The sequence below is a fragment of the Neokomagataea tanensis genome (assembly GCF_006542335.1).
Lineage (GTDB): Bacteria > Pseudomonadota > Alphaproteobacteria > Acetobacterales > Acetobacteraceae > Gluconobacter > Gluconobacter tanensis.
The window spans coordinates 509,028-528,732 of record NZ_CP032485.1 but is presented as its reverse complement, the minus strand read 5'-3'; the positions used below and the strand labels follow the sequence as shown (position 1 = coordinate 528,732).

The window sequence follows — 19,705 nt, the reverse complement described above, 5'->3', positions numbered from 1 at the left end:
ACCACCTCCGTATGAGAGGGAGTAGGCAGGCATGGCCGGTCATTCACAGTTTAAAAACATTATGCACCGTAAGGGCGCTCAGGATGCCAAGCGCGCCAAGCAATTTGCTAAAGTTCTGCGCGAAATTACGGTTGCCGTGCGTTCGGGCCTTCCTGACCCATCTTCAAATCCTCGCCTGCGTGCAGCGCTTTCCGCCGCGCGTGAAGCTAACATGCCCAAAGATAATGTTGAGCGTGCGATCAAGAAAGCATCAGGCGCAGCAGGTGGCGAGGATTACGTAGAAGTCCGCTACGAAGGTTATGGCCCAGCTGGTGTTGCCATCATTGTTGAAGGCTTGACGGATAATCGCAACCGTACCGCAGGCGAGGTCCGTGCAGCGTTTTCCAAGCATGGCGGCTCTATGGGCGAGTCTAACTCGGTCTCCTTCATGTTCCAGCGTTTAGGTGTTGTGTCGTATCCGAAAGACGTAGCGTCAGAAGACGATATGCTTGAGGCAGCAATTGAAGCCGGCGCTGATAATGCGGCTACGACGGCTGAAGGCCATGAAGTGACCTGCGCAATGGAAGATTTGTTTGCAGTCCGCGATGCACTTGAAGCGCGTTTCGGTGAGCCGACTTCTGCTAAGCTTGACTGGCGCCCCGAAAATACGATCACGCTGGACGAAGAGAAGGCTCGCAGCGTTCTCAAGCTGATTGATGTTCTGGACGATAACGATGACGTTCAGGCTGTCTATGCCAATTTTGACCTGCCAGACGACGTTGCAGAGGCGCTTGCCGCTTGATCCGCATTATGGGGATCGACCCCGGCCTGCGCTTCATGGGGTGGGGCATTATTGACGTAGACGGTAATCGCCTGCGTCATGTTGCATCTGGGGTCATTGGTACTGACGGTGCGGAATCCGTACCGCTGCGCTTGTGTGAATTGCACGGGCGCTTGCAGGCGTTGATTAGAGAATACGCGCCTGCAGAGGCCGCAGTCGAAGAGACTTACGTAAACAGAAACGGTTCTTCGACATTGAAGCTGGGATATGCCCGTGGTGTTGCGCTGCTGACGCCAGCTTATGAAGGGCTCCCGGTTGCGGAATACGGCGCGATGAAAGTAAAAAAGTCCGTCGTTGGCACAGGCTCTGCCAGTAAAGAGCAGGTGACAATGATGATTAAGCGCCTGTTGCCCGGAGCAGAAATCTATAAAGCTGATGCCTCGGACGCTTTAGCCGTGGCCATATGTCATGCGCATTACAGGGCAAGTTCATTGCAGGTAGCGCAGGGGAGGCACATGGCATGATTGGTCAACTTACAGGGCTTGTCGGGCAGATTGAGGGTGAGCGCTGCATCGTTGATGTCAACGGCGTAGGCTATGTTGTATCCGCCTCCACGCGCACGTTGGCATCCGTCCCGATGCCTCCCTCTGTCGCACGTTTGCTGATTGAAACGGTTGTACGAGAGGATGCCATTCTGCTTTACGGCTTTGCTTCCACTGAGGAGCAGGAATGGTTTCGGCTTTTGACAACGGTTCAGGGCGTTGGAGCAAAAGTCGCCTTGGCGATCTTGTCCTCTAACGCTCCGGGTGACTTGTTTTTGGCCATTAACGCCGGTGACCGGGCATCTTTGACGCGGGCGGCAGGCGTTGGTCCCCGCTTGGCAGACCGAATATTAAGCGAGTTGAAGAATAAAATCGCTAAGATGCCCGTTGGTGCAGCGACAATCGCTCCTCAAGGCGGGTTCGTAACCGCGGCTGCCGAAACAGGGCTGGAGGGTGATGCTTTGTTGGCATTAGCCGGGCTGGGGTTTCGCCGTGCAGAAGCGTGGCCGGTCGTCAAAAAGATATTGGCAGAGCATGATGGTGCGAGTTTGGATTTGGTGATCCGGTTGAGCCTTAAGGATCTGGCACGATGAGTGATATGCGCCCTACGGATGCAGCCAAGCAGCCGGATGATATGAATGAGGGCGGCATCCGGCCGGAAAGTCTGGCGGATTTTACAGGACAAAAAGCAAGCCGCGAAAATTTGTCCGTGTTCATTGAAGCCGCGCGTGCGCGCGGGGAAGCGCTGGACCATGTTTTGCTGCACGGTCCGCCGGGGCTAGGCAAGACTACGCTCGCGCAAATTGTATCGCGGGAATTAGGGGTTGGATTCCGTGCGACATCTGGTCCTGTCATTCAGCGTGCGGGGGATTTGGCTGCTATCCTCACTAATCTTCAGCCGCGTGATGTGTTGTTCATTGACGAGATACACCGCCTTCAGCCCGCAATTGAAGAAATCCTATACCCCGCAATGGAGGATTTCCAGCTGGATCTCATCATTGGGGAAGGGCCGGCGGCTCGGTCCGTAAGGATTGATCTCGCACCTTTCACTTTAGTCGCAGCGACAACGCGGGCAGGGCTTCTGGCAACGCCCCTCCGTGATCGTTTCGGCATTCCTCTGCGGCTCGTTTTTTACACACCGGATGAACTTCGGGCGATTGTTTCGCGTGGTGCGCTTAAATTGGGGATGAATTTGAAAGCTGAGGGCGCGGAGGAGATTGCCCGTCGCTCTCGCGGTACACCACGTATCGCTGGCCGTCTGTTGCGTCGGGTGCGTGATTTCGCCCTTGTGGCAGGAAAGGCGGTTATAGACCGGGAGTTGGCTGATGCGGCGCTGTCACGACTTGAAGTCGATGCGCGTGGACTGGATGCAATGGACCGACGCTATCTTATGCGAATCGCAGAGCACCACAAAGGTGGCCCGGTCGGGGTTGAGACAGTTGCAGCAGGTTTGGCTGAAGCACGAGATACTCTCGAGGATGTTATTGAGCCCTATCTCATTCAGGAAGGCATGGTCTTGCGCACGGCACGAGGGCGGATGTTGGGTGAGCCGGGATGGAAGCATCTGGGCCTGACACCACCTGCCAGTCAGGTTGATTTGCTGACTGCGCTGGAGCAGAGTCCTTCGGACGTTTGACGTTTAATTTCATTTAAGCGGAGTGATCCGATGGCAACGCATAAAATTCGTTTTCGCGTTTATTACGAAGATACGGATGCCGGGGGGATTGTTTATCACGCCCGTTACCTCGCGTTCGCAGAGCGCGCCCGCAGTGAGGCAATGCGTTCTGCAAACGCGGCAGTTACCGAACTTTTAGAGACGGACGGTATTGGATTTGTCGTTAGGCAAGTCGGGGTCCGTTACCGCACGCCGCTGCGCCTTGAAGACATGATGGAGGTTGAGACTGCGCTCATTGCAATTACGCCTGCGCGTCTCAAGTTGAAGCAGACCATACGAAACGCCGAAAAGCTGGATGAAGAGGCGGTCGTTCTGGATGTTGAACTCGCCTGTATTGAGATGAATACGTTAAAACCGGCCCGAATTCCGCCACGTTGGTGTGATGCAATAAGAAAATTGGAAGCAGGAGTGCATTGACCCACTTTTCTGTTTCCGCGTGAAATGTCATGGAAGGTTCTGACCCGTAAAAATAACATCGGATCAGGACAGGAGAATATTGTGGATCATGACGTGACTTCAAGCGCGCTTGGAGCGGTCAACGCGGCTGGACTTTCGCCGCTAGACTTGTTCCTGCACGCTTCCATCGTCGTCAAACTGGTGATGATAGGGTTGATCCTGTGCAGCGCCGGTGTGTGGGCGATCATTGCAGAGAAGTTTTTCCTGCTGCGTCGTGTGAACCGTGAAGCAACGGTATTTGAAGATCGTTTCTGGTCGGGCGGCTCGCTGGACGAACTGTACGAATCCGACGGCGCACGCCCAACACATCCTTTGGCAGCCGTATTTGGTGCCGCAATGGGTGAGTGGCGCCGTTCAGCCCGTATTAGCGGGATTGATCTGGTACATGGTGGCGTAAAAGACCGCGTAGACCGTGCAATTGGTATCACAGTTGGCCGTGAGAACGACCGCTTGGGTGCTCGCCTGGTCTTTCTGGCAACAATTGGCCCGGTAGCGCCGTTTGTTGGGCTGTTCGGTACAGTCTGGGGTATTATGCATGCCTTTGGATCTATCGCAGCGATGCACAATACGAACTTGTCGGTTGTTGCTCCCGGTATTTCTGAAGCATTGTTTGCTACAGCTATCGGCCTTGTCACCGCGATTCCGGCCTATGTTGCGTATAACGTAATTGGTGCCTCGCTCGACCGTTTTTCGGACCGTATGGACGCTTTTGGCACAGAGTTTGCGGCGATCCTGTCGCGTCAGTCTGAAGAGCGTTCGGAAGGAAAGGTCTGAACCATGGGCATGTCCGCAGGAGGCGGCGCGCGCAAGGGAGGCCGCAGGCGAAACCGCGCAGCGTCAGAAATTAACGTCACTCCGCTTGTGGACGTGATGTTGGTTCTGCTCATCATTTTCATGGTGACAGCGCCAATGATGACCAGTGGTGTTAATGTTGACCTGCCAAAGACGGATGCCAGCCCGGTAAACGCGGATACGAAACCCATTACGGTTTCACTGCGTGGGGATGGCTCGATTTATCTGGGGGAAGACCCAGTATCGGGTGATCAGTTAGTGGCTCAGCTGAAAACGCTGGCACAAGATGACCCAAACCACCGTATTTTTGTGCGTGCTGATGCACATATTGATTATGGTCGCGTCATGCAGGTCATGGGGCAAATTACGTCTGGCGGGTTTACGCATGTGGCGTTGTTAGCTCAACAGCCGCAGAGCGGGCCTTAAGAGGAGCCTACCCGGTGGCTTTTTCTCGCCGCTCGGATCGCCGGCGTTTTCGCGGCGCGCTTCTGGCTTCGGTTGGGGTGCATAGCGCCCTGATCCTGTACATGTTGGTCACGATCCCATTCTCCAAGCCGCCTGAACCGCCGGAGCCCCCGGCGGTTGAAATGCAGTTTGAACAGGCTGGCCCACCAACACATCCTATTAAAGCGGATCACCCTGCACCGAAGCCAGCTCCAGCGCCGGCGCCGGTTCGTAATGATGCGCCTCCTGCTCCAACTCCACCGGAGAAGGCACCGACGGAGGAGCCGCCACCGCCGCCACCCCCGCCACAAGCTGTGCCACCACCGCCGGAGAGTAAGCCGACGCCGCTGCCGCCGTTGAAGCTGCCGCCAAAGGTTACAACACCTGAGCCGTCACCAACGCCCGCGGCACCTCCGCGTCCGTCCCCTCCGTCAGAGTCGAAGATGGTAGCGCCACCTTCGCCGCAGACGCAGAAGGCGGACACGTTGCCGGATACGCCAAAATTCTCGCATATTACGCAGGATCACCCGACCAAGAACGCGCAGCCGGACAGCCATTCTCTTTTAGCCACCTTGGATAGTTTCCGAGCTGACCAGAAGCAGACGCATGCGGCACATGCGCGGGCTAACCCGCCGCAGGGCGGTGCGCCGGATGGCGGCGGTGTGCCAAATGGTGACATCACGAAGGCTCTCAGCCTTGGTGACCAGAAGGCTATCGGTGCTTCAGTTCGCCGTTGTTACACGGAAGATACGGAAGCACGGAACTATGCCAGCTTCGTTGCGCATTTAATTGTAACGGTTGATGCACAAGGGGAGGCTCGTTTAGTGCGCTTCGCACCAGAAACAGCATCGCGTATGGCAGGGGATCCTTCCTATCGCGTATTGGCGGAGCGGGCCCGTGACGCAGTGTTGAGCCCAACCTGTGCGCATCTTCCTATTCCTGGAAATCTGTTGGGCAAGACGCATGAGTTGCGTTTTGTTTTCCGACCCTAACTTTTGAAGGGTAAACCGAATGTCCTTCCTGTCTGATCGTGACGCTGAGACACTGAGCACTGTTTTTTCCCGCCGCAAAGTTTTGGCTGCGACGGCAGGGGGGCTTATGATCTCCCCACTTTCAGCTTTTGCACAAAGTGCTGCGGCACCTGGCGAAGCTGAAATTACGGTAGATCAAGCGCGGCAAGCTCCCATTCCCATTGTTGTGCCAAGCTTTGGTGCCGGCTTGGGGTCACAGATCTCTAGCGTCATTGCTTCTGACTTGAGCAGCACGGGTTTGTTCAAAGTCATGGACGGTAGTGTGCCTCCGGGCTCCACCCCTGATTTCGCGGGGTTGAAAGCCCAAGGTGCCCGCGCTGCCGTGGCGGGCCAAGCCGTTGGTAGCGACAGCGTACGCGTTGAAATGCGGCTGTGGGATGTTGTGTCCGGACAGCAATTGCAGGGAACGGCTTATACAGCTTCGCAGCTGAACTGGCGCCGTATCGCGCATATCATTGCTGATGTGATCTATGAGCGGATGCTCGGCGAGAAGGGATATTTTGATACCCGCATTGCATATATTGCGCGTACAGGACCACGCCGCCACCAAATCACCAAGTTAGCGTTGATGGACCAAGACGGATTTAATCAGCGGATGTTGACGGGCGGGCAGTGGTTGACGCTGACGCCACGTTTCAACCCTTCGCGCGATCAAGTTGCGTTCATGTCTTATGCGAATAATCGTCCGCGCGTTTATCTGTTTGATTTGGGCTCCGGCCGTCAGCAGGTTCTGGGCACATTTGACGGCATTTCTTTTGCGCCACGCTTTGCGCCGGATGGGCAACAGGTTGTGCTGTCCGCAACCCGTGGGAGCGGCTCAGACCTGTATTCCGTTGATTTGGCTTCAGGCAGCAAGCGGCAGTTGACCAATTCCGGCGGGGCGATTGATACAAGCCCATGCTACAGCCCGGATGGCCGCCAGATTGTGTTTGTTTCCGACCGTGGGGGCAGTCCTCAGCTTTACGTCATGAGTGCGTCAGGCGGTGGAGCGCAACGTATATCTTACGGCTCTGGCCAGTATGGCTCGCCCGTTTGGTCCCCGCGTGGTGATCTGATCGCGTTTACCCGTATTGGTGGCGGCGGTTTCTCTCTCGGCGTGATGAATCCAGACGGTTCTGGTGAACGGATACTCACCAAAGGCTTCACGGTTGAATCACCAACCTTCTGCCCAAATGGGCGGGTGCTTGCCTTCTGCCGCCAAACGGCGTCGGGTGCAGGAGGGGCGGGATTCTCGTCTGCAATCGGGACTGTTGATATTACCGGATTCAACGAACGTATCCTCCACACGGGTACCGGCGCGTCCGATCCCGCATGGTCACCGATGAACGGCTAAAGATTCGTTTAGGGAGCGGCGCTGCAACTTTTCGCTGCGTCGTTATAAATCCACTGCGGGCCAGCTCCGCAGTGGGTGCATATTATAAGTGCTTTGACACACAGCGCTGTTACAAAAATGGCTGTTTTCGGCCATATGTATGTGGCAACAAAGAGACATAACGCGTTAAGGCTGGTGTAAGTTTGCCACTAAAGACCTTTTCGATCATCATGTCGCAATAACAACGCTTGACCGTTGATTTGAGTCATGAGTATGGGCGTCTGTGACCAACGTTTTTAATAGAGGACGGTACGGTGCCCGGATGGGCAATCGGACAGTCAGGGAAGGGAGACGTGGTCCCGCTTTCCGCGATTTCAGTCGCTTTTATGGTTTCCCGTGAGGAACCGCTCTCAGGATTTGAGAAACATGAAGTTAAAGGTCTTTGGTGCGCTGGGTCTGGCGCTTGTTCTCGCTGCGTGCTCTGACGCGAACACGAATGCTGGCAACACGTCAGGCGCTTCTACGGCTGCAGTTGCACCAGAAGCTGGCCCGATCCCTGGCAGCGAAGCTGACCTGGTTGCTAACGTTGGCGACCGCGTCTTCTTCCCGCTGAACTACTCCCAGCTGACAGACGAAGCACGTGCAACGCTGGACAAGCAGGCTGCATGGTTGGCGAAGTACCCACAAGTTACGATCCAGCTCGCTGGTAACTGTGACGACCGTGGTACGGAAGAGTACAACATTGCTCTCGGCCAGCGTCGTGCTAACGCAGCACGCGACTACTTGGTTGCAAAGGGCGTAAGCGCTTCCCGCATCAGCACCATTTCCTATGGTAAAGATCGCCCAACAGCTGATGGTGACGACGAATCATCATGGGCACAAAACCGTAACTCGATTACATCTGTTAAGTAATCGATTTACGCAGTTTTATGCGTGAAAGGGAGGCCGCGGGAGAATATCCTTCGGCCTCTTTTTTATTGGCTAGGCATTGCTCATTGCCTGATTTCAGCCCAGTTTCTACGCATTCTTCTTTAGACGTGTTTGTGTAGCCAGATATTACGTGGTGTGGAGGGGCTCTTGGTTAAGCTTTTTTCGTGGCGGTCTCTGCTGTTGGGTGGTGTTTTGTTGTGCGCTTCGCCTCTGGCGGTAGCGCAAGATGCACCGGATGCGGGTGACGCTATTTCTTCCCGCGAGGGGATTGCGTTGCAAAATCAGCTTGCCGCAATACGGCAGCAATTAACGCAGCTACAAAATACGCCTTCCTTGGCGGCCCCTAGTGCCACGGGTTCTGCGCCGAGTATCGCAGGTGGTGCGAATGGGGATCTCACCGCGCAACTCTTGCAACGCGTCTCGGCTTTGGAAGAGCAGAACCGCCAAATGCGGGGAGAGTTGGACCAATTGTCCAATACGCTGCAAACGACGCAGGCAAATCTGTCCAAACAGATTTCTGACATGCAGTTTGCAGCGCAGAACGGTGGTTCTGGTGCAGCGAGCAGCGCAGCAGCTGGGAGCCTAGGTGCGGCAGCAGGTGCAGCGGCCGCGACGCCAGCGGCTAAAGACGACGCCACTGCGGCTCCTGCTGATACAGCGCCTAAAACAGCGTTGGAAGCATTGCATCAAGGTAATGCTGCCCTTCATGCGGGGCGCTATGCTGATGCAGAAAGCGATGCGCGTTTCGCTGTTAAAACGGCGAAGTCCGTGCCGGGCCGCATGGACGCGCAGTTCCTGCTCGCTCAGTCTTTGGCGGGTCAAAAGCAGTACCGCGAATCAGCGGTCGCGTATTACGATGCTTACGGTAAGGCTCCCAAATCTGCGAAGGCTCAGGATTCATTGCTGGGCGTAGCGGCATCTTTGCTTGCATTAGGTGATAAGCCTTCGGCGTGTCAGGCTCTGGACAAACTCAAAGCTGAATTTCCTTCACCTGAAGCACGGGTGAAGGCAGCAGAGACAACATTCCGTACGCGTGCTGCCTGTCATTAACAGTCTGTCTCTCGGTCCGATTTCTGCATTAGAATTTGATCGTTTAATGCATGTTTTTGGGCCGTTTTTACCGGATGTCCCGCAAGCACCGATGGCTGTAGCAGTTTCCGGTGGTGCTGATTCGCTGGCCTTGGCATGGTTGCTGCGCCGCTGGCGTCAGAACGTCGTAGCCTTTGTGGTAGATCATGGCTTGCGGGCAGAAGCTGCAACTGAGGCGGCTAATGTTCATAGGCAATTGATGGCGATGGGTTTAGAGGTCCATGTGCTGCGTCTTGCGCCGTTTCAACCGGGGCGAATGCAGGAAAGGGCCCGCTCCGAGCGCTTTTCCGCGTTAGAGGCTGCCTGCGTGCAGCGGGGCTGTATTGATCTATTAGTAGCACATCACCTGCATGATCAGGACGAGACGGTCTGGATGCGCCGGACACGTGCCGGTGCTTTGCCGTCAAATGATAAAGATTATGCATATGTGGACGGACTGCGTGGGATCAGAGCGCAGCACATGCGTCGCTTTGTGCGCGTCCTGCGGCCTTTGCTTGGCGTGGAGCCAGAGCGTTTGCGCGCTACTTTGCGGAGTGCTGAATTGCCTTGGGTCGAGGACCCGTCAAACCAAAATAGACGTTTTGAGCGTGTGCGTTGGCGGCAGGACCTAACGGATGTCATGCGGCATGAGGCGCGTGCCGAGCAAAAAGAGGCTCAAAGGCAGAGCGAGGCTTGCGCTGACGAGGTAGCCGCGTGTTTGGCGCAGCATGTAAGGTGGCATGCTGCGGGGTGGTGCCACTTTCATGTGCAAGACGTTACGTCTGCCTCATTGCGGACGCGGGTCATGGCAGATTTGTTGCGAATGGTCAGTGGGCGGGTATATCGCCCCGCCCGTGATGCTGTTGAGCGGTTGCTTGAGCAAGGGGTAGGCTCTTTAAACGGGGTTATCACCAAGCCAGCGGGGCGCTTTGGTGCAGGGCTCATTCTTTTCCGTGAGGAACGGGATGTGCAGGGCGCAGTCCCCGCATACGAAGGCGTGTGCTGGGACCATCGATGGTTGCTGCCGAGGATTTATTCTTCCGACGAAGGTGCGCCGTTGGAAGTGGGGGCGTTAGGGGATCAGGCAGCGGCATATGATGCGCGTCAGCTCGGTTTGCCATTGGGGGCTTTAAGGACGGCGCCCGGATTGTTTTCTGAAGGGCGTTTGTTGCGTGTGCCGCGTTTTTGCGGTGGCGATTGGGATGTAATTTGGGCCTCGGGCACGCCGATTACATAAGAAATAGCATTAAAAAGCAGTATAAAGCGACTTTAAGCGGTTTTATGGGGTGGGAACATACGCGGATCGGCCTATGTTAAGATCATTGGGGGAATGTTCATGCAGGCGCACTGCGTGATGATGATTCCCGAAGATGACAGAGAACGACATGAATAATCTAGGCCGTAACGTTGGGATCTGGGTCGTGATCCTCCTGATACTGCTGCTGGGACTCACGGTCCTTCAGTCAGGGGGAGGTCAGCACGCAACGCAACAGATCGCTTATTCCGATTTCATCCATGATGTTGAGGGCCATCAGGTACGCTCAGTCCTGATTCAGGAACAGAACATCAGTGGCACGCTGACGAATGGCACGGCCTTTGAGACATACGCGCCGTTCGATCGTGACATGATTTCCCGCCTGACGAACGCTGGCGTCGAAGTCACCGCGAAGCCTCAGGAAAGCGGTGAAAACCCAATCCTGCACTATCTTCTGTCTTACGGTCCTATCCTCCTGATTCTCGGCTTCAGCGTGCTGATGTTCCGCCAGATGCAGGCAGGTGGTGGCCGGGCCATGGGCTTTGGTAAATCCCGTGCGAAGATGCTGACGGAAAAAACGGGCCGTGTAACGTTTGCCGATGTCGCGGGCATTGATGAGGCTAAAAGCGAGCTGGAAGAAATTGTTGAATTTCTGAAAGATCCTCAGAAGTTTACACGCTTGGGCGGTAAAATCCCCAAGGGTGCGCTGCTGGTTGGCCCTCCCGGTACAGGTAAAACGCTGCTCGCGCGTTCTATCGCGGGTGAAGCCAATGTGCCTTTCTTCACGATTTCGGGTTCTGACTTCGTAGAGATGTTCGTGGGTGTCGGTGCATCGCGTGTGCGCGACATGTTTGAACAAGGCAAAAAAGCTGCGCCATGCATCATCTTCATCGATGAGATTGACGCCGTTGGCCGCCATCGTGGTGCTGGCTTAGGCGGCGGCAATGACGAGCGCGAGCAGACGCTTAACCAGATGCTGGTTGAGATGGATGGGTTTGAGAGCAACGAAGGCGTCATCCTGATTGCTGCGACGAACCGTCCTGACGTGCTGGACCCTGCATTGCTGCGGCCCGGTCGTTTTGACCGTCAAGTCGTTGTGCCGAACCCCGATGTTGGCGGCCGCGAGAAGATCCTTCATGTGCACATGAAGAAGGTCCCGCTTTCCTCTGACGTTGACCCTAAAACGATTGCGCGTGGCACGCCGGGCTTCTCTGGTGCAGATCTGTCCAACCTTGTGAACGAAGCTGCCCTTATGGCTGCTCGTCAGGGCCGCCGCACGGTGGGAATGGCACAGTTCGAGGAAGCTAAAGACAAGGTTATGATGGGTGCGGAGCGTCGCTCCATGATCTTGACCGAGGACGAAAAGCGCTCAACGGCGTACCATGAAGCCGGTCACGCCATTTGCGCTCTCTACACTCCGGGTTCAGACCCAATCCACAAGGCGACGATTGTACCGCGCGGTCGTGCTTTGGGCTTGGTTATGACACTGCCTGAAAAAGACAATATCTCCTACAGCCGCAAGTGGTGCTTGGCACGTCTGGTCATCGCTATGGGTGGGCGTGTAGCTGAAGAGATTATCTTTGGCCCGGAAGATGTGAGCGCGGGTGCATCTGGCGATATTAAAAGCGCGACCGATCTGGCCCGCCGTATGGTCACGGAATGGGGCATGAGCGACCGACTTGGCATGATCGCTTATGGCGATAATGGCCAGGAAGTGTTCCTTGGGCATTCAGTGGCGCAAAGCAAGAACATCTCTGAGCAAACGGCCCGCGACATTGATACAGAAATCAAGGCGCTGATCGACACGGCTTATGCTCAGGCAAAGCACCTGCTGTTGTCTCACATTGAAGAGTTGCACCGTCTGACGGCAGCTATGCTTGAGTATGAGACGCTGAATGGTGACGAAGTGGGCAAGGTTGTGCGCGGTGAGGCTATTGAGCGTGTTGAAAACACGGACCAACTGCCAAACAACCGTCGTGCTTCTGTGCCGACGACACCACCGACGAACCTTGGCTCAGCTGCTCAGGCTGGGTAAGTTTTTCGGGTAGTAATCGGTAAAAAAAAGCCCTGTTGGCCTGTGCCAGCAGGGCTTTTTCCATTTATAAGTCCCGGAAGATAGATGCCTGTTACACGGGTAATGACGCGGAAAGATAGAAACATGGCCAGCAAGCGCAAATTCTTCGGAACAGATGGTATTCGGGGAAAAGCAAACACCTCACCGATGACGGTGGAAATTGCCCAAAAATTGGGGCAGGCGGCTGGTCTATATTTTCGCAGCAATAGCCATCGTCGGCACAATGTCGTGCTGGGTAAAGATACGCGCTTGTCCGGCTATATGATTGAATGTGCGCTTGTGGCTGGGTTTCTGTCCGCAGGCATGGATGTCACGCTGGTTGGCCCACTACCTACTCCTGCCATTGCTATGCTGACGCGTTCTTTGCGTGCGGATGTCGGGGTTATGATCTCGGCATCACATAACCCGTTCACAGATAACGGTATCAAGCTTTTCGGTCCGGATGGTTTCAAGCTCTCAGATGAAGCGGAAATTGAGATCGAAACCATGATGGGACAGGATTTGACGGATCGCCTCGCGGCACCAGAAGATGTGGGCCGCGCTTCTCGCCTGAATGATGCGGCAGGGCGGTATATTGAGAATGCTAAAGCCTCCTTCCCGCGTGGGCTGCGTTTAGATGGCCTTAAAATCGTCGTTGATTGTGCGCATGGCTCGGCCTACCGCGTGGCACCCAAAGCATTATGGGAGTTGGGTGCGGAAATTGTTCGTATTGGCTGCGATCCTGACGGTGTGAATATTAATGACGGCGTGGGTTCTACGCATCCAGAGACGTTGTCTCAGGCTGTGCGTGAGCATGCGGCAGATTTTGGTATTGCGCTTGATGGTGACGCTGATCGCTTGCTGATTGTCGATGAGACAGGCGCAGTTGTGGATGGCGATCAGATATTGGGCCTGATGGCTCTTTCGTGGAAAGAGACCGGGCGCTTGGCAGGCTCTTCAGTCGTGGCGACTGTCATGTCAAATCTGGGCTTAGAAAAGGCGCTAGAAGCGAATGGTCTCACCCTGCAACGGACGGCTGTTGGTGACCGCTACGTGGTAGAGCGCATGCGTGAAATCGGTGCGAATCTGGGTGGTGAGCAGTCAGGTCATATGGTGCTGTCAGATTATGCGACGACCGGGGATGGCCTAGTGGCAGCGCTACAGGTTTTGGCAGTGTGCGTAGAGAAGAAAAAACCTGCGAGTGAAGTTTGCCGCGTGTTTACGCCTTACCCGCAGCGCCTGCAGAACCTGCGTTATGCTGGCACCAACCCGTTGCATCATCCGGAAGTGAATGGAATTCGTGCACGGGCCGATGAGCAGCTGGCCGGACGTGGCCGTTTGGTTCTGCGGGCGAGTGGTACAGAACCACTTATTCGCGTGATGGTTGAGGCTGAGGATCAAGCGCTCGTTGATATGGTGGTGGAGCAAACATGTGAAGCCATTGCTGCTTTAGCGAAAGTCTGAGCAATGCGTGGGCGTGTTCTGACTATTGCTGGCAGTGATTCGGGCGGTGGTGCGGGTATCCAAGCGGATCTGAAAGCGGTCACCGCGTTGGGTGGCTTCGGCATGAGTGCCATCACGGCACTCACGGCCCAGAACACGTGTGGCGTGTATGGTGTGCATCCGGTTCCTGTTGCATTCGTAAAGCAGCAGATTGCCGTCGTGATGCAGGATCTAGGCGCGGATTGCATTAAGATCGGGATGTTAGGGCAGGCGGACACGGTGCATGCTGTGGCTGATGCGCTCGAAGCGTATCCCGACGTGCCGATTGTTCTTGATCCGGTTATGATTGCGACAAGCGGGGCTGCACTAATGGAAACGGACGGAATCCATGTTGTGCGTGAACGGCTGCTGGCACGGTGCCGGGTGGTTACGCCTAATATCCCTGAGGCTGAAGCTCTGACGGGAATAAAGATTGACGATTTTGCAGCCATGCAAAAGGCTGCGCGCCAGCTTCTGGCGGACGGGGCCGGGGCCGTTTTGCTTAAAGGCGGGCATTTGCCAGCTGCTGCTGGCCCGTATCTATATGATTTATTAATGTCGAGCGAAGGTGATGAGCATGTTTTCAAGCATAAGAGGCTTGAGACACGCAACACTCACGGTACCGGTTGTACGCTGGCGAGTGCCCTCGCGACAGGGTTGGCGCAAGGTCTGGCGCTTGAAGCGTCGGTGCGTCGGGCAGTGACCTACCTGCAAGAGGCATTATTGACTGCACCGGGCTTTGGCCAAGGCCATGGCCCGGTTAATCATGGCGTGAGTATCCAACCCAGATGGAACATCGCCGAGCACTAAACTCTTCTCACATTGCAGGGGCATGGACTGTGAAAGCGCTTTGTTCGTAGGCGGTTTCAGGGATGTGTTCAGAAGAGTTGTTAGGCTCTTCGCGTAGAATGTAGCCGCGGCCCCACACGGTTGAAATCAGGTTTGCGGCTTTTGCGGCTTGAAGTTTGCGGCGCAGCTTGCAGATAAACACATCGATGATTTTCATTTCTGGCTCATCAATGCCGCCGTATAGGTGGTTCAAGAACGCATCTTTCGTAAGCACTGAGTTTTTGCGGATAACGAGCAGCTCCAGAATAGCGTATTCTTTTCCGGTTAGGTGCAGGGGTGTTCCACTTACGCTTACGCTTTTGCTGTTCAGGTCGAGTTCAATATTGGCAATGCGCAGGCGTGGCTCAGCAAAGCCGCGTGAGCGGCGGGTAATGGCTTGCAGGCGGGCAACCAGTTCGCCGCTATCGTGGGGTTTGGTCAGGTAGTCATCAGCGCCCATCGAGAATGCGCGAATTTTAGCTTGTGGCCTTAGAAGCGTGGACAGCACCAGCACTGGGGTGCTGATCCGTGCTGCACGCAAGCGGCGGATGACGTCATATCCTTCAATGTCGTTGAGCATGAGCTCAAGTACGACAACATCATAGTCATAATGGCGGAGCATCTCGAGAGCTTCTTCCCCGAGGGCTGTGTGGTCGACGGTGTAAGATGCTGCACGGAGCGCCTGAGTAAGATGTGTCGCGCTGTTTAAGTCACTCTCAACAAGAAGGATACGCATGTGTTCAACTCCTGGGTTGGTAAGCAGTTGTTTACTACCTTAAGTTGTATTTGTCGAGAAATTAAACTCTAGGTTCGCAAATTTTTCATAATTCAACGTTAATTAGAGATTTGTTCACCTTTTGTTAGGTTTTCCGGGCGAAGTTAAGTGCTGGAAAAACCAGCTAAAAGTTAAGATTTCCAATGGAAAACCAGCTTTTAAATCATGCAAATGAGCGAATATCTGGTCTTTACCCGGATCGCGTGGTGGGCACTGTGCGAGATGTTTCGGGCCTGTGCATGAGTATTCAAGGGCTAGAATCGTTCTTATCCATTGGAGATAGGCTGACTGTTACCGCTCGGTCGGGCGAAAAAATACAATCTGAAGTTGTTGGCTTCCGTGATGGGCTTGCGCAAACCATGGCGTTCGGTGGTTTGGACGGTGTCGGGCCGGGATGTGAGGCATGGTTGCCGCTATCGGTTGCGTCCTCAGCGGCTTTACAGGTCAGTGATGGATGGTTGGGGCGTGTTTTGGACCCTCTTGGCCGAGCGATGGACGGCAGAGGAGGTTTGGATTCGTCGGGTCATAGACAGGACTTACGGTCTGCGCCACCAAATGCCGCAACGCGAGCACGTTTAGGGGCACGCCTCAACTTGGGGGTGCGCGCGATGGATGCTTTCGTCACAACGCGAGTCGGGCAGCGTTTGGGTCTCTTCGCCGGCTCCGGTGTCGGCAAGTCTTCTTTGCTGTCGATGCTGGTGCGTGGCGCACAATGTGACGTGGCCGTGATTGCTTTGGTAGGGGAGCGGGGACGTGAGGTTCGCGAGTTTATTGAAGACGACCTAGGTCCCGAAGGGCTGGCAAGGAGCGTCGTGATCGTAGCGACATCGGACATGCCGCCGCTGATGCGTCGTGATGCTGCGACTTCTGCCATGGCTGTGGCCGAATATTTCCGGGATCAGGGCAAATCCGTTTTGCTCTTGATGGATAGCGTCACACGCTACTGCATGGCCTTGCGTGAGATTGGGCTTTCTGCGGGAGAACCGCCAGCTACGCGTGGTTATCCTCCATCTGTTTTCGCGGAATTGCCCAAACTGCTAGAGCGCGCAGGGCCGGGCTATCCGGGGCAGGGTATGATTACGGCGCTGTTCACGGTGTTGGTAGAGGGTGATGACCATAATGAGCCTGTGGCGGATGCGGTCAGGGGTATTTTGGATGGTCATGTAGTGTTGGACCGCCGCATTGGTGAGCAAGGACGCTACCCCGCCATTGACGTTTTAAAATCATTGTCACGCTCTGTGCCGGGGTGCTTGTCCGCCGCAGAGGCAGGCCTGGCGAAGAAAGCGCGTTCAGTCATGGCTCGTTACGAACGGGTGGCAGATATGCTGCGCTTGGGAGCCTATAAAGCAGGGTCTGAGCCTGAAACTGACGAAGCCATTCGCCTTATGCCAGCCCTGACAGAGTTTTTGACCCAAGGAAAACATGAACCCGTACACGCTCAAGATGTGTTCGAGCATCTGGTGGCTGTTCTGGGTGATAATGAAGCATGAGAGAGAAAAGTGTCATGGAACAAGCGACGTTGGATGCTTTGTACGCTGTACGGAAAAACGAACTGGAGTCTGTGGAGCAGGTTTTCAGGGAGGTGGTTGGCCTTGAGCAGGAAGCAGAATGTGCTTTGGTGGCGGCTCAGCAGCGCATTGTGACGGAGCGCAATGCGGCGATTGATGCCCAGTCTGATGATCAAGCTGTAGAGGCTTTTAGTGCGTGGCTTCCCTCTGGGCAGAAGGCCGTTAGGGAGGCAGAAGCCCAGAGACAGCGTATTGGTATGGACCGAGATTGTGTCCATGCAGCACTCTTGGATGCGCAAGCAGCGCTGAGTGTTGTGGAGCGTTTGCAGGAGGACGCTGTGGAAGAGCACAAGCGCAAAGCGTTGAAGGTTGAGCAAATTCTACTCGATGAATGCGCTATGAGGCCTAAGCTGACCTCATAGCAGCACGTTACGCAGTAGGTAGGAAGTCTTTAACCCCGTTCGTGCATGGGGGTGAACGGGCGTTGCCCGGCGCCGGTATAAAGCTGGCGAGGCCGGAAAATACGGGCTGCCGGGTCGTTGAGCATCTCATTCCACTGGCTAATCCATCCAGCTGTGCGTGCCACGGCAAAGAGAGCAGTGAACATATTGGTTGGTATGCCAAGGGCTTTCAGGATGAGGCCCGAGTAAAAGTCTACGTTGGGATAGAGACGGCGTTGGATGAAGTAATCGTCTGACAGGGCGATGTGTTCAAGTTCCATAGCGAGATCGAGCAGTGGATCGCGTTCAAGCCCTAGCTCTGCGATAACCTCGTGGCAGGTTTCCTGCATGATTTTCGCCCGGGGGTCGAAGTTGCGGTACACGCGATGTCCGAATCCCATCAGTCGGACGCTTGTTTCACGGCTTTTTACTTTTTCGAGGAAGGCTGGGATGTCCTCGCGTGTGCCAATGCTCTCCAGCATGGAGAGAACGGCTTCGTTGGCACCGCCATGTGCAGGCCCCCACAAGGCTGCAATACCTGCAGAAATACAGGCATAGGGGTTGGAGCCCGTGGAACCGACAATACGGACAGTGGTTGTGGACGCGTTTTGTTCATGGTCTGCATGGAGGAGGAAAATCCGGTCCATTGCACGGGCGAGAACAGGGTTCACTTTGTAATGGTTGCCGGGGCGGGCAAACATCATATTCAGGAAATTTTCAGAGAAAGAGAGCCTTTCGTCTGGATATACAAATGGCTCGCCAATGGAATATTTGTAGGCCCAAGCGGCAATCGTCGGTACTTTTGCAATGAGGCGACGGGTTGATAAATCCCGATCGGCGGGGCTGCCGATATCAAGGCCATCATGGTGGAAAGCGGATAATGCTGCGACAGTGCCGCATAGTATGGCCATGGGGTGTGCGTCACGGCGGAAGCCATTAAAGAAATTACGCACTTGCTCGTTCAGGTAACGGTGCTTGGCCATGTCTTGCAAGAAAGCGGCGGATTCCTGTTGATTTGGCAGTTGGCCATAAATCAGTAGGAAGGCGGTTTCCATGAAGTTTGAGTGCTCGGCCAGGTCTTCAATAGCGTAGCCACGGTGCAGCAATGTTCCGTTGTCACCGTCAATATAGGTGATGGCGCTTGTGCATGTAGCGGTTGCGACCAGGCCCGGGTCAAAAGTAAATGTATCGAATTCTCGCGGGATGCTTCGGATGTCGACGACGTCCGGGCCGACTGTGCCACTGAGAACAGGAAGATCCCGTGTCTTATTATTGGCGCTGAAGGAAGCGGATGAGGTTTTGGGCATATATCACCACCGAGCAGGCATGAACTAAGCGAAACCCAGAAAAGAAAATTTCTTCAAACGATATTAATTAGAAAAGAAATATTCACCGGGTGAGACGAGAATGTTCCTTCATACCGTGAAGGAGCACGGAAAGACTAGTGTTCTTCTACTGAATGTTCCGTAGCACATGGGGGTGCTTAGGGGGCATTGATGCCGAGAAAGGCCAGCGTGGAGGGGCGCGCCGCATACCAATTGTCGGCTAATGAAAAAAGAGTGAGCGTTGAAGGCGGATAGCCTTTTGGGAACACATCGTTTTCTTTTAGCTGCGCACTTGGTCCGATTAAATCATACGCCAAATGCTCGATAGCTGGGTTATGACCAACGAGCAAAAGTGTTTGAATATGCTCATCTGTAGATGAAATGTGTTCAAGCAGGTTTTGGGCCGTTGCGCTGTAAAGAGTGTCTGGCTCTAGTCGCGCTGATCTACAATGGCTTCGCTGTAGCGCGATATCAGCCGTTTGGCGGGTACGTTGTGCTGGGCTGCACAGGGTAAGTGCCTCTTTCGCGGACCAAACAATATCGTGTTGTGCAGTCCAGTGCAGGAGAGCACTGGCGGTTTGTGCAGCTTGTGCGACACCCTTGCCTGTGAGTGCTCTCGCGCGGTCTCCCGCTTCCGTATGCGCGTAGGGACCGGCTTCAGCGTGGCGAAGAAGAAGCAGGTGGCGTGTCATGTATAGGATTGCTCAGTGGCAGGCGGCGTGGCTTGTGCCGCAATAGCCTCATGATGGCGGATAACTTCCTTGACCACGAAAGAGAGAAATTTCTCGGCAAAATTCGGGTCTAAGTGGGCATTATGGGCGAGTTCACGTAGGCGCGTAATTTGTCGTGCTTCGCGGTCTGGATCAGCAGCAGGAAGCGAGGCGCGTGCTTTAAGTTCACCAACGGCTTGGGTGCAGCGAAAGCGCTCGGCCAGCATGTGAATCAACGCTGCGTCAATATTATCAATACTGGCGCGTAATATTTCGAGTTCGTTTAGGGCTTCGTTCTGTTGCGTTGGGATCATGCGGG

The 19,705-nt window shown here is 54.9% G+C and carries 21 protein-coding genes; 17 read left to right on the top strand and 4 right to left on the bottom strand.

Annotation, left to right across the window (positions count from 1 at the left end; translation table 11 throughout):
* Positions 1-31: 31 nt before the first annotated feature.
* The 15 genes from D5366_RS02470 to thiD all read left to right on the top strand — a co-directional run bounded on the left by D5366_RS02470 (position 32) and on the right by thiD (position 14,610).
* The gene (locus D5366_RS02470; protein WP_141492154.1) at positions 32-781 is read left to right on the top strand and encodes a YebC/PmpR family DNA-binding transcriptional regulator; all 750 of its coding nucleotides are present in this window, start codon (positions 32-34) and stop codon (positions 779-781) included.
* Positions 778-1,284 (top strand): crossover junction endodeoxyribonuclease RuvC, encoded by a 507-nt coding sequence (ruvC, locus tag D5366_RS02465; RefSeq protein ID WP_141492153.1) that lies wholly within the window; start codon positions 778-780, stop codon positions 1,282-1,284. Before D5366_RS02470 ends, ruvC begins: the two co-directional genes overlap by 4 nt.
* Positions 1,281-1,895 (top strand): Holliday junction branch migration protein RuvA, encoded by a 615-nt coding sequence (gene ruvA, locus D5366_RS02460; protein ID WP_141492152.1) that lies wholly within the window; start codon positions 1,281-1,283, stop codon positions 1,893-1,895. The genes ruvC and ruvA overlap by 4 nt, the downstream gene beginning before the upstream one ends.
* Positions 1,892-2,938, top strand: a complete 1,047-nt coding sequence (gene ruvB / locus D5366_RS02455; RefSeq protein WP_141492151.1) for a Holliday junction branch migration DNA helicase RuvB — start codon at positions 1,892-1,894, stop codon at positions 2,936-2,938. Before ruvA ends, ruvB begins: the two co-directional genes overlap by 4 nt.
* Before the next feature lie 30 nt (positions 2,939-2,968).
* Entirely contained in the window at positions 2,969-3,394 is a 426-nt protein-coding gene (ybgC, locus tag D5366_RS02450; protein WP_141492150.1) for a tol-pal system-associated acyl-CoA thioesterase, read from the top strand.
* A gap of 81 nt (positions 3,395-3,475) precedes the next feature.
* Positions 3,476-4,207 (top strand): protein TolQ, encoded by a 732-nt coding sequence (gene tolQ / locus D5366_RS02445; protein ID WP_141492149.1) that lies wholly within the window; start codon positions 3,476-3,478, stop codon positions 4,205-4,207.
* 3 nt (positions 4,208-4,210) lie between these two features.
* Positions 4,211-4,651 carry a protein TolR gene (gene tolR / locus D5366_RS02440; protein ID WP_141492148.1) on the top strand — a complete coding sequence of 147 codons (441 nt, stop codon included), beginning with the start codon at positions 4,211-4,213 and terminating at the stop codon, positions 4,649-4,651.
* Between the two features lie 14 nt (positions 4,652-4,665).
* Entirely contained in the window at positions 4,666-5,661 is a 996-nt protein-coding gene (locus D5366_RS02435; RefSeq protein ID WP_141492147.1) for an energy transducer TonB, read from the top strand.
* A 19-nt stretch (positions 5,662-5,680) separates the two neighbouring features.
* Complete coding sequence (gene tolB / locus D5366_RS02430) at positions 5,681-7,033, top strand: Tol-Pal system beta propeller repeat protein TolB (RefSeq protein ID WP_141492146.1); 1,353 nt, start codon at positions 5,681-5,683, stop codon at positions 7,031-7,033.
* 405 nt (positions 7,034-7,438) lie between these two features.
* Entirely contained in the window at positions 7,439-7,924 is a 486-nt protein-coding gene (gene pal / locus D5366_RS02425) for a peptidoglycan-associated lipoprotein Pal (protein WP_141492145.1), read from the top strand.
* 165 nt (positions 7,925-8,089) lie between these two features.
* Positions 8,090-8,992, top strand: a complete 903-nt coding sequence (locus tag D5366_RS02420) for a tetratricopeptide repeat protein (RefSeq protein ID WP_141492144.1) — start codon at positions 8,090-8,092, stop codon at positions 8,990-8,992.
* Positions 8,976-10,247 (top strand): tRNA lysidine(34) synthetase TilS, encoded by a 1,272-nt coding sequence (gene tilS, locus D5366_RS02415; RefSeq protein ID WP_240775301.1) that lies wholly within the window; start codon positions 8,976-8,978, stop codon positions 10,245-10,247. Before D5366_RS02420 ends, tilS begins: the two co-directional genes overlap by 17 nt.
* Positions 10,248-10,395: 148 nt before the next feature.
* Entirely contained in the window at positions 10,396-12,300 is a 1,905-nt protein-coding gene (gene ftsH / locus D5366_RS02410) for an ATP-dependent zinc metalloprotease FtsH (protein WP_141493770.1), read from the top strand.
* A gap of 123 nt (positions 12,301-12,423) precedes the next feature.
* Entirely contained in the window at positions 12,424-13,782 is a 1,359-nt protein-coding gene (gene glmM / locus D5366_RS02405) for a phosphoglucosamine mutase (RefSeq protein WP_141492143.1), read from the top strand.
* A 3-nt stretch (positions 13,783-13,785) separates the two neighbouring features.
* Entirely contained in the window at positions 13,786-14,610 is an 825-nt protein-coding gene (gene thiD, locus D5366_RS02400; RefSeq protein ID WP_141492142.1) for a bifunctional hydroxymethylpyrimidine kinase/phosphomethylpyrimidine kinase, read from the top strand.
* A 7-nt stretch (positions 14,611-14,617) separates the two neighbouring features.
* On the opposite strand, the gene D5366_RS02395 is transcribed toward thiD, so the two are convergent.
* Positions 14,618-15,364 (bottom strand): response regulator transcription factor, encoded by a 747-nt coding sequence (locus tag D5366_RS02395; protein WP_141492141.1) that lies wholly within the window; start codon positions 15,362-15,364, stop codon positions 14,618-14,620.
* Positions 15,365-15,546: 182 nt separating this feature from the next.
* Between D5366_RS02395 and fliI the strand changes: the two genes are divergently transcribed.
* Both fliI and D5366_RS02385 read left to right on the top strand, forming a co-directional pair.
* Entirely contained in the window at positions 15,547-16,893 is a 1,347-nt protein-coding gene (gene fliI, locus D5366_RS02390; RefSeq protein WP_141492140.1) for a flagellar protein export ATPase FliI, read from the top strand.
* A complete protein-coding gene (locus tag D5366_RS02385; RefSeq protein WP_141492139.1) occupies positions 16,890-17,333 on the top strand; it encodes a flagellar export protein FliJ in 444 nt (147 codons plus the stop codon). Before fliI ends, D5366_RS02385 begins: the two co-directional genes overlap by 4 nt.
* A 29-nt stretch (positions 17,334-17,362) precedes the next feature.
* Here the strand turns inward: D5366_RS02385 and D5366_RS02380 are convergent, their stop codons facing one another.
* The 3 genes from D5366_RS02380 to D5366_RS02370 all read right to left on the bottom strand — a co-directional run bounded on the left by D5366_RS02380 (position 17,363) and on the right by D5366_RS02370 (position 19,700).
* Complete coding sequence (locus tag D5366_RS02380; protein ID WP_141492138.1) at positions 17,363-18,658, bottom strand: citrate synthase; 1,296 nt, start codon at positions 18,656-18,658, stop codon at positions 17,363-17,365.
* A gap of 176 nt (positions 18,659-18,834) precedes the next feature.
* Entirely contained in the window at positions 18,835-19,368 is a 534-nt protein-coding gene (locus tag D5366_RS02375; protein ID WP_141492137.1) for a SixA phosphatase family protein, read from the bottom strand.
* Positions 19,365-19,700 carry a chorismate mutase gene (locus D5366_RS02370; RefSeq protein WP_141492136.1) on the bottom strand — a complete coding sequence of 112 codons (336 nt, stop codon included), beginning with the start codon at positions 19,698-19,700 and terminating at the stop codon, positions 19,365-19,367. Before D5366_RS02370 ends, D5366_RS02375 begins: the two co-directional genes overlap by 4 nt.
* Between the last annotated feature and the right edge of the window lie 5 nt (positions 19,701-19,705).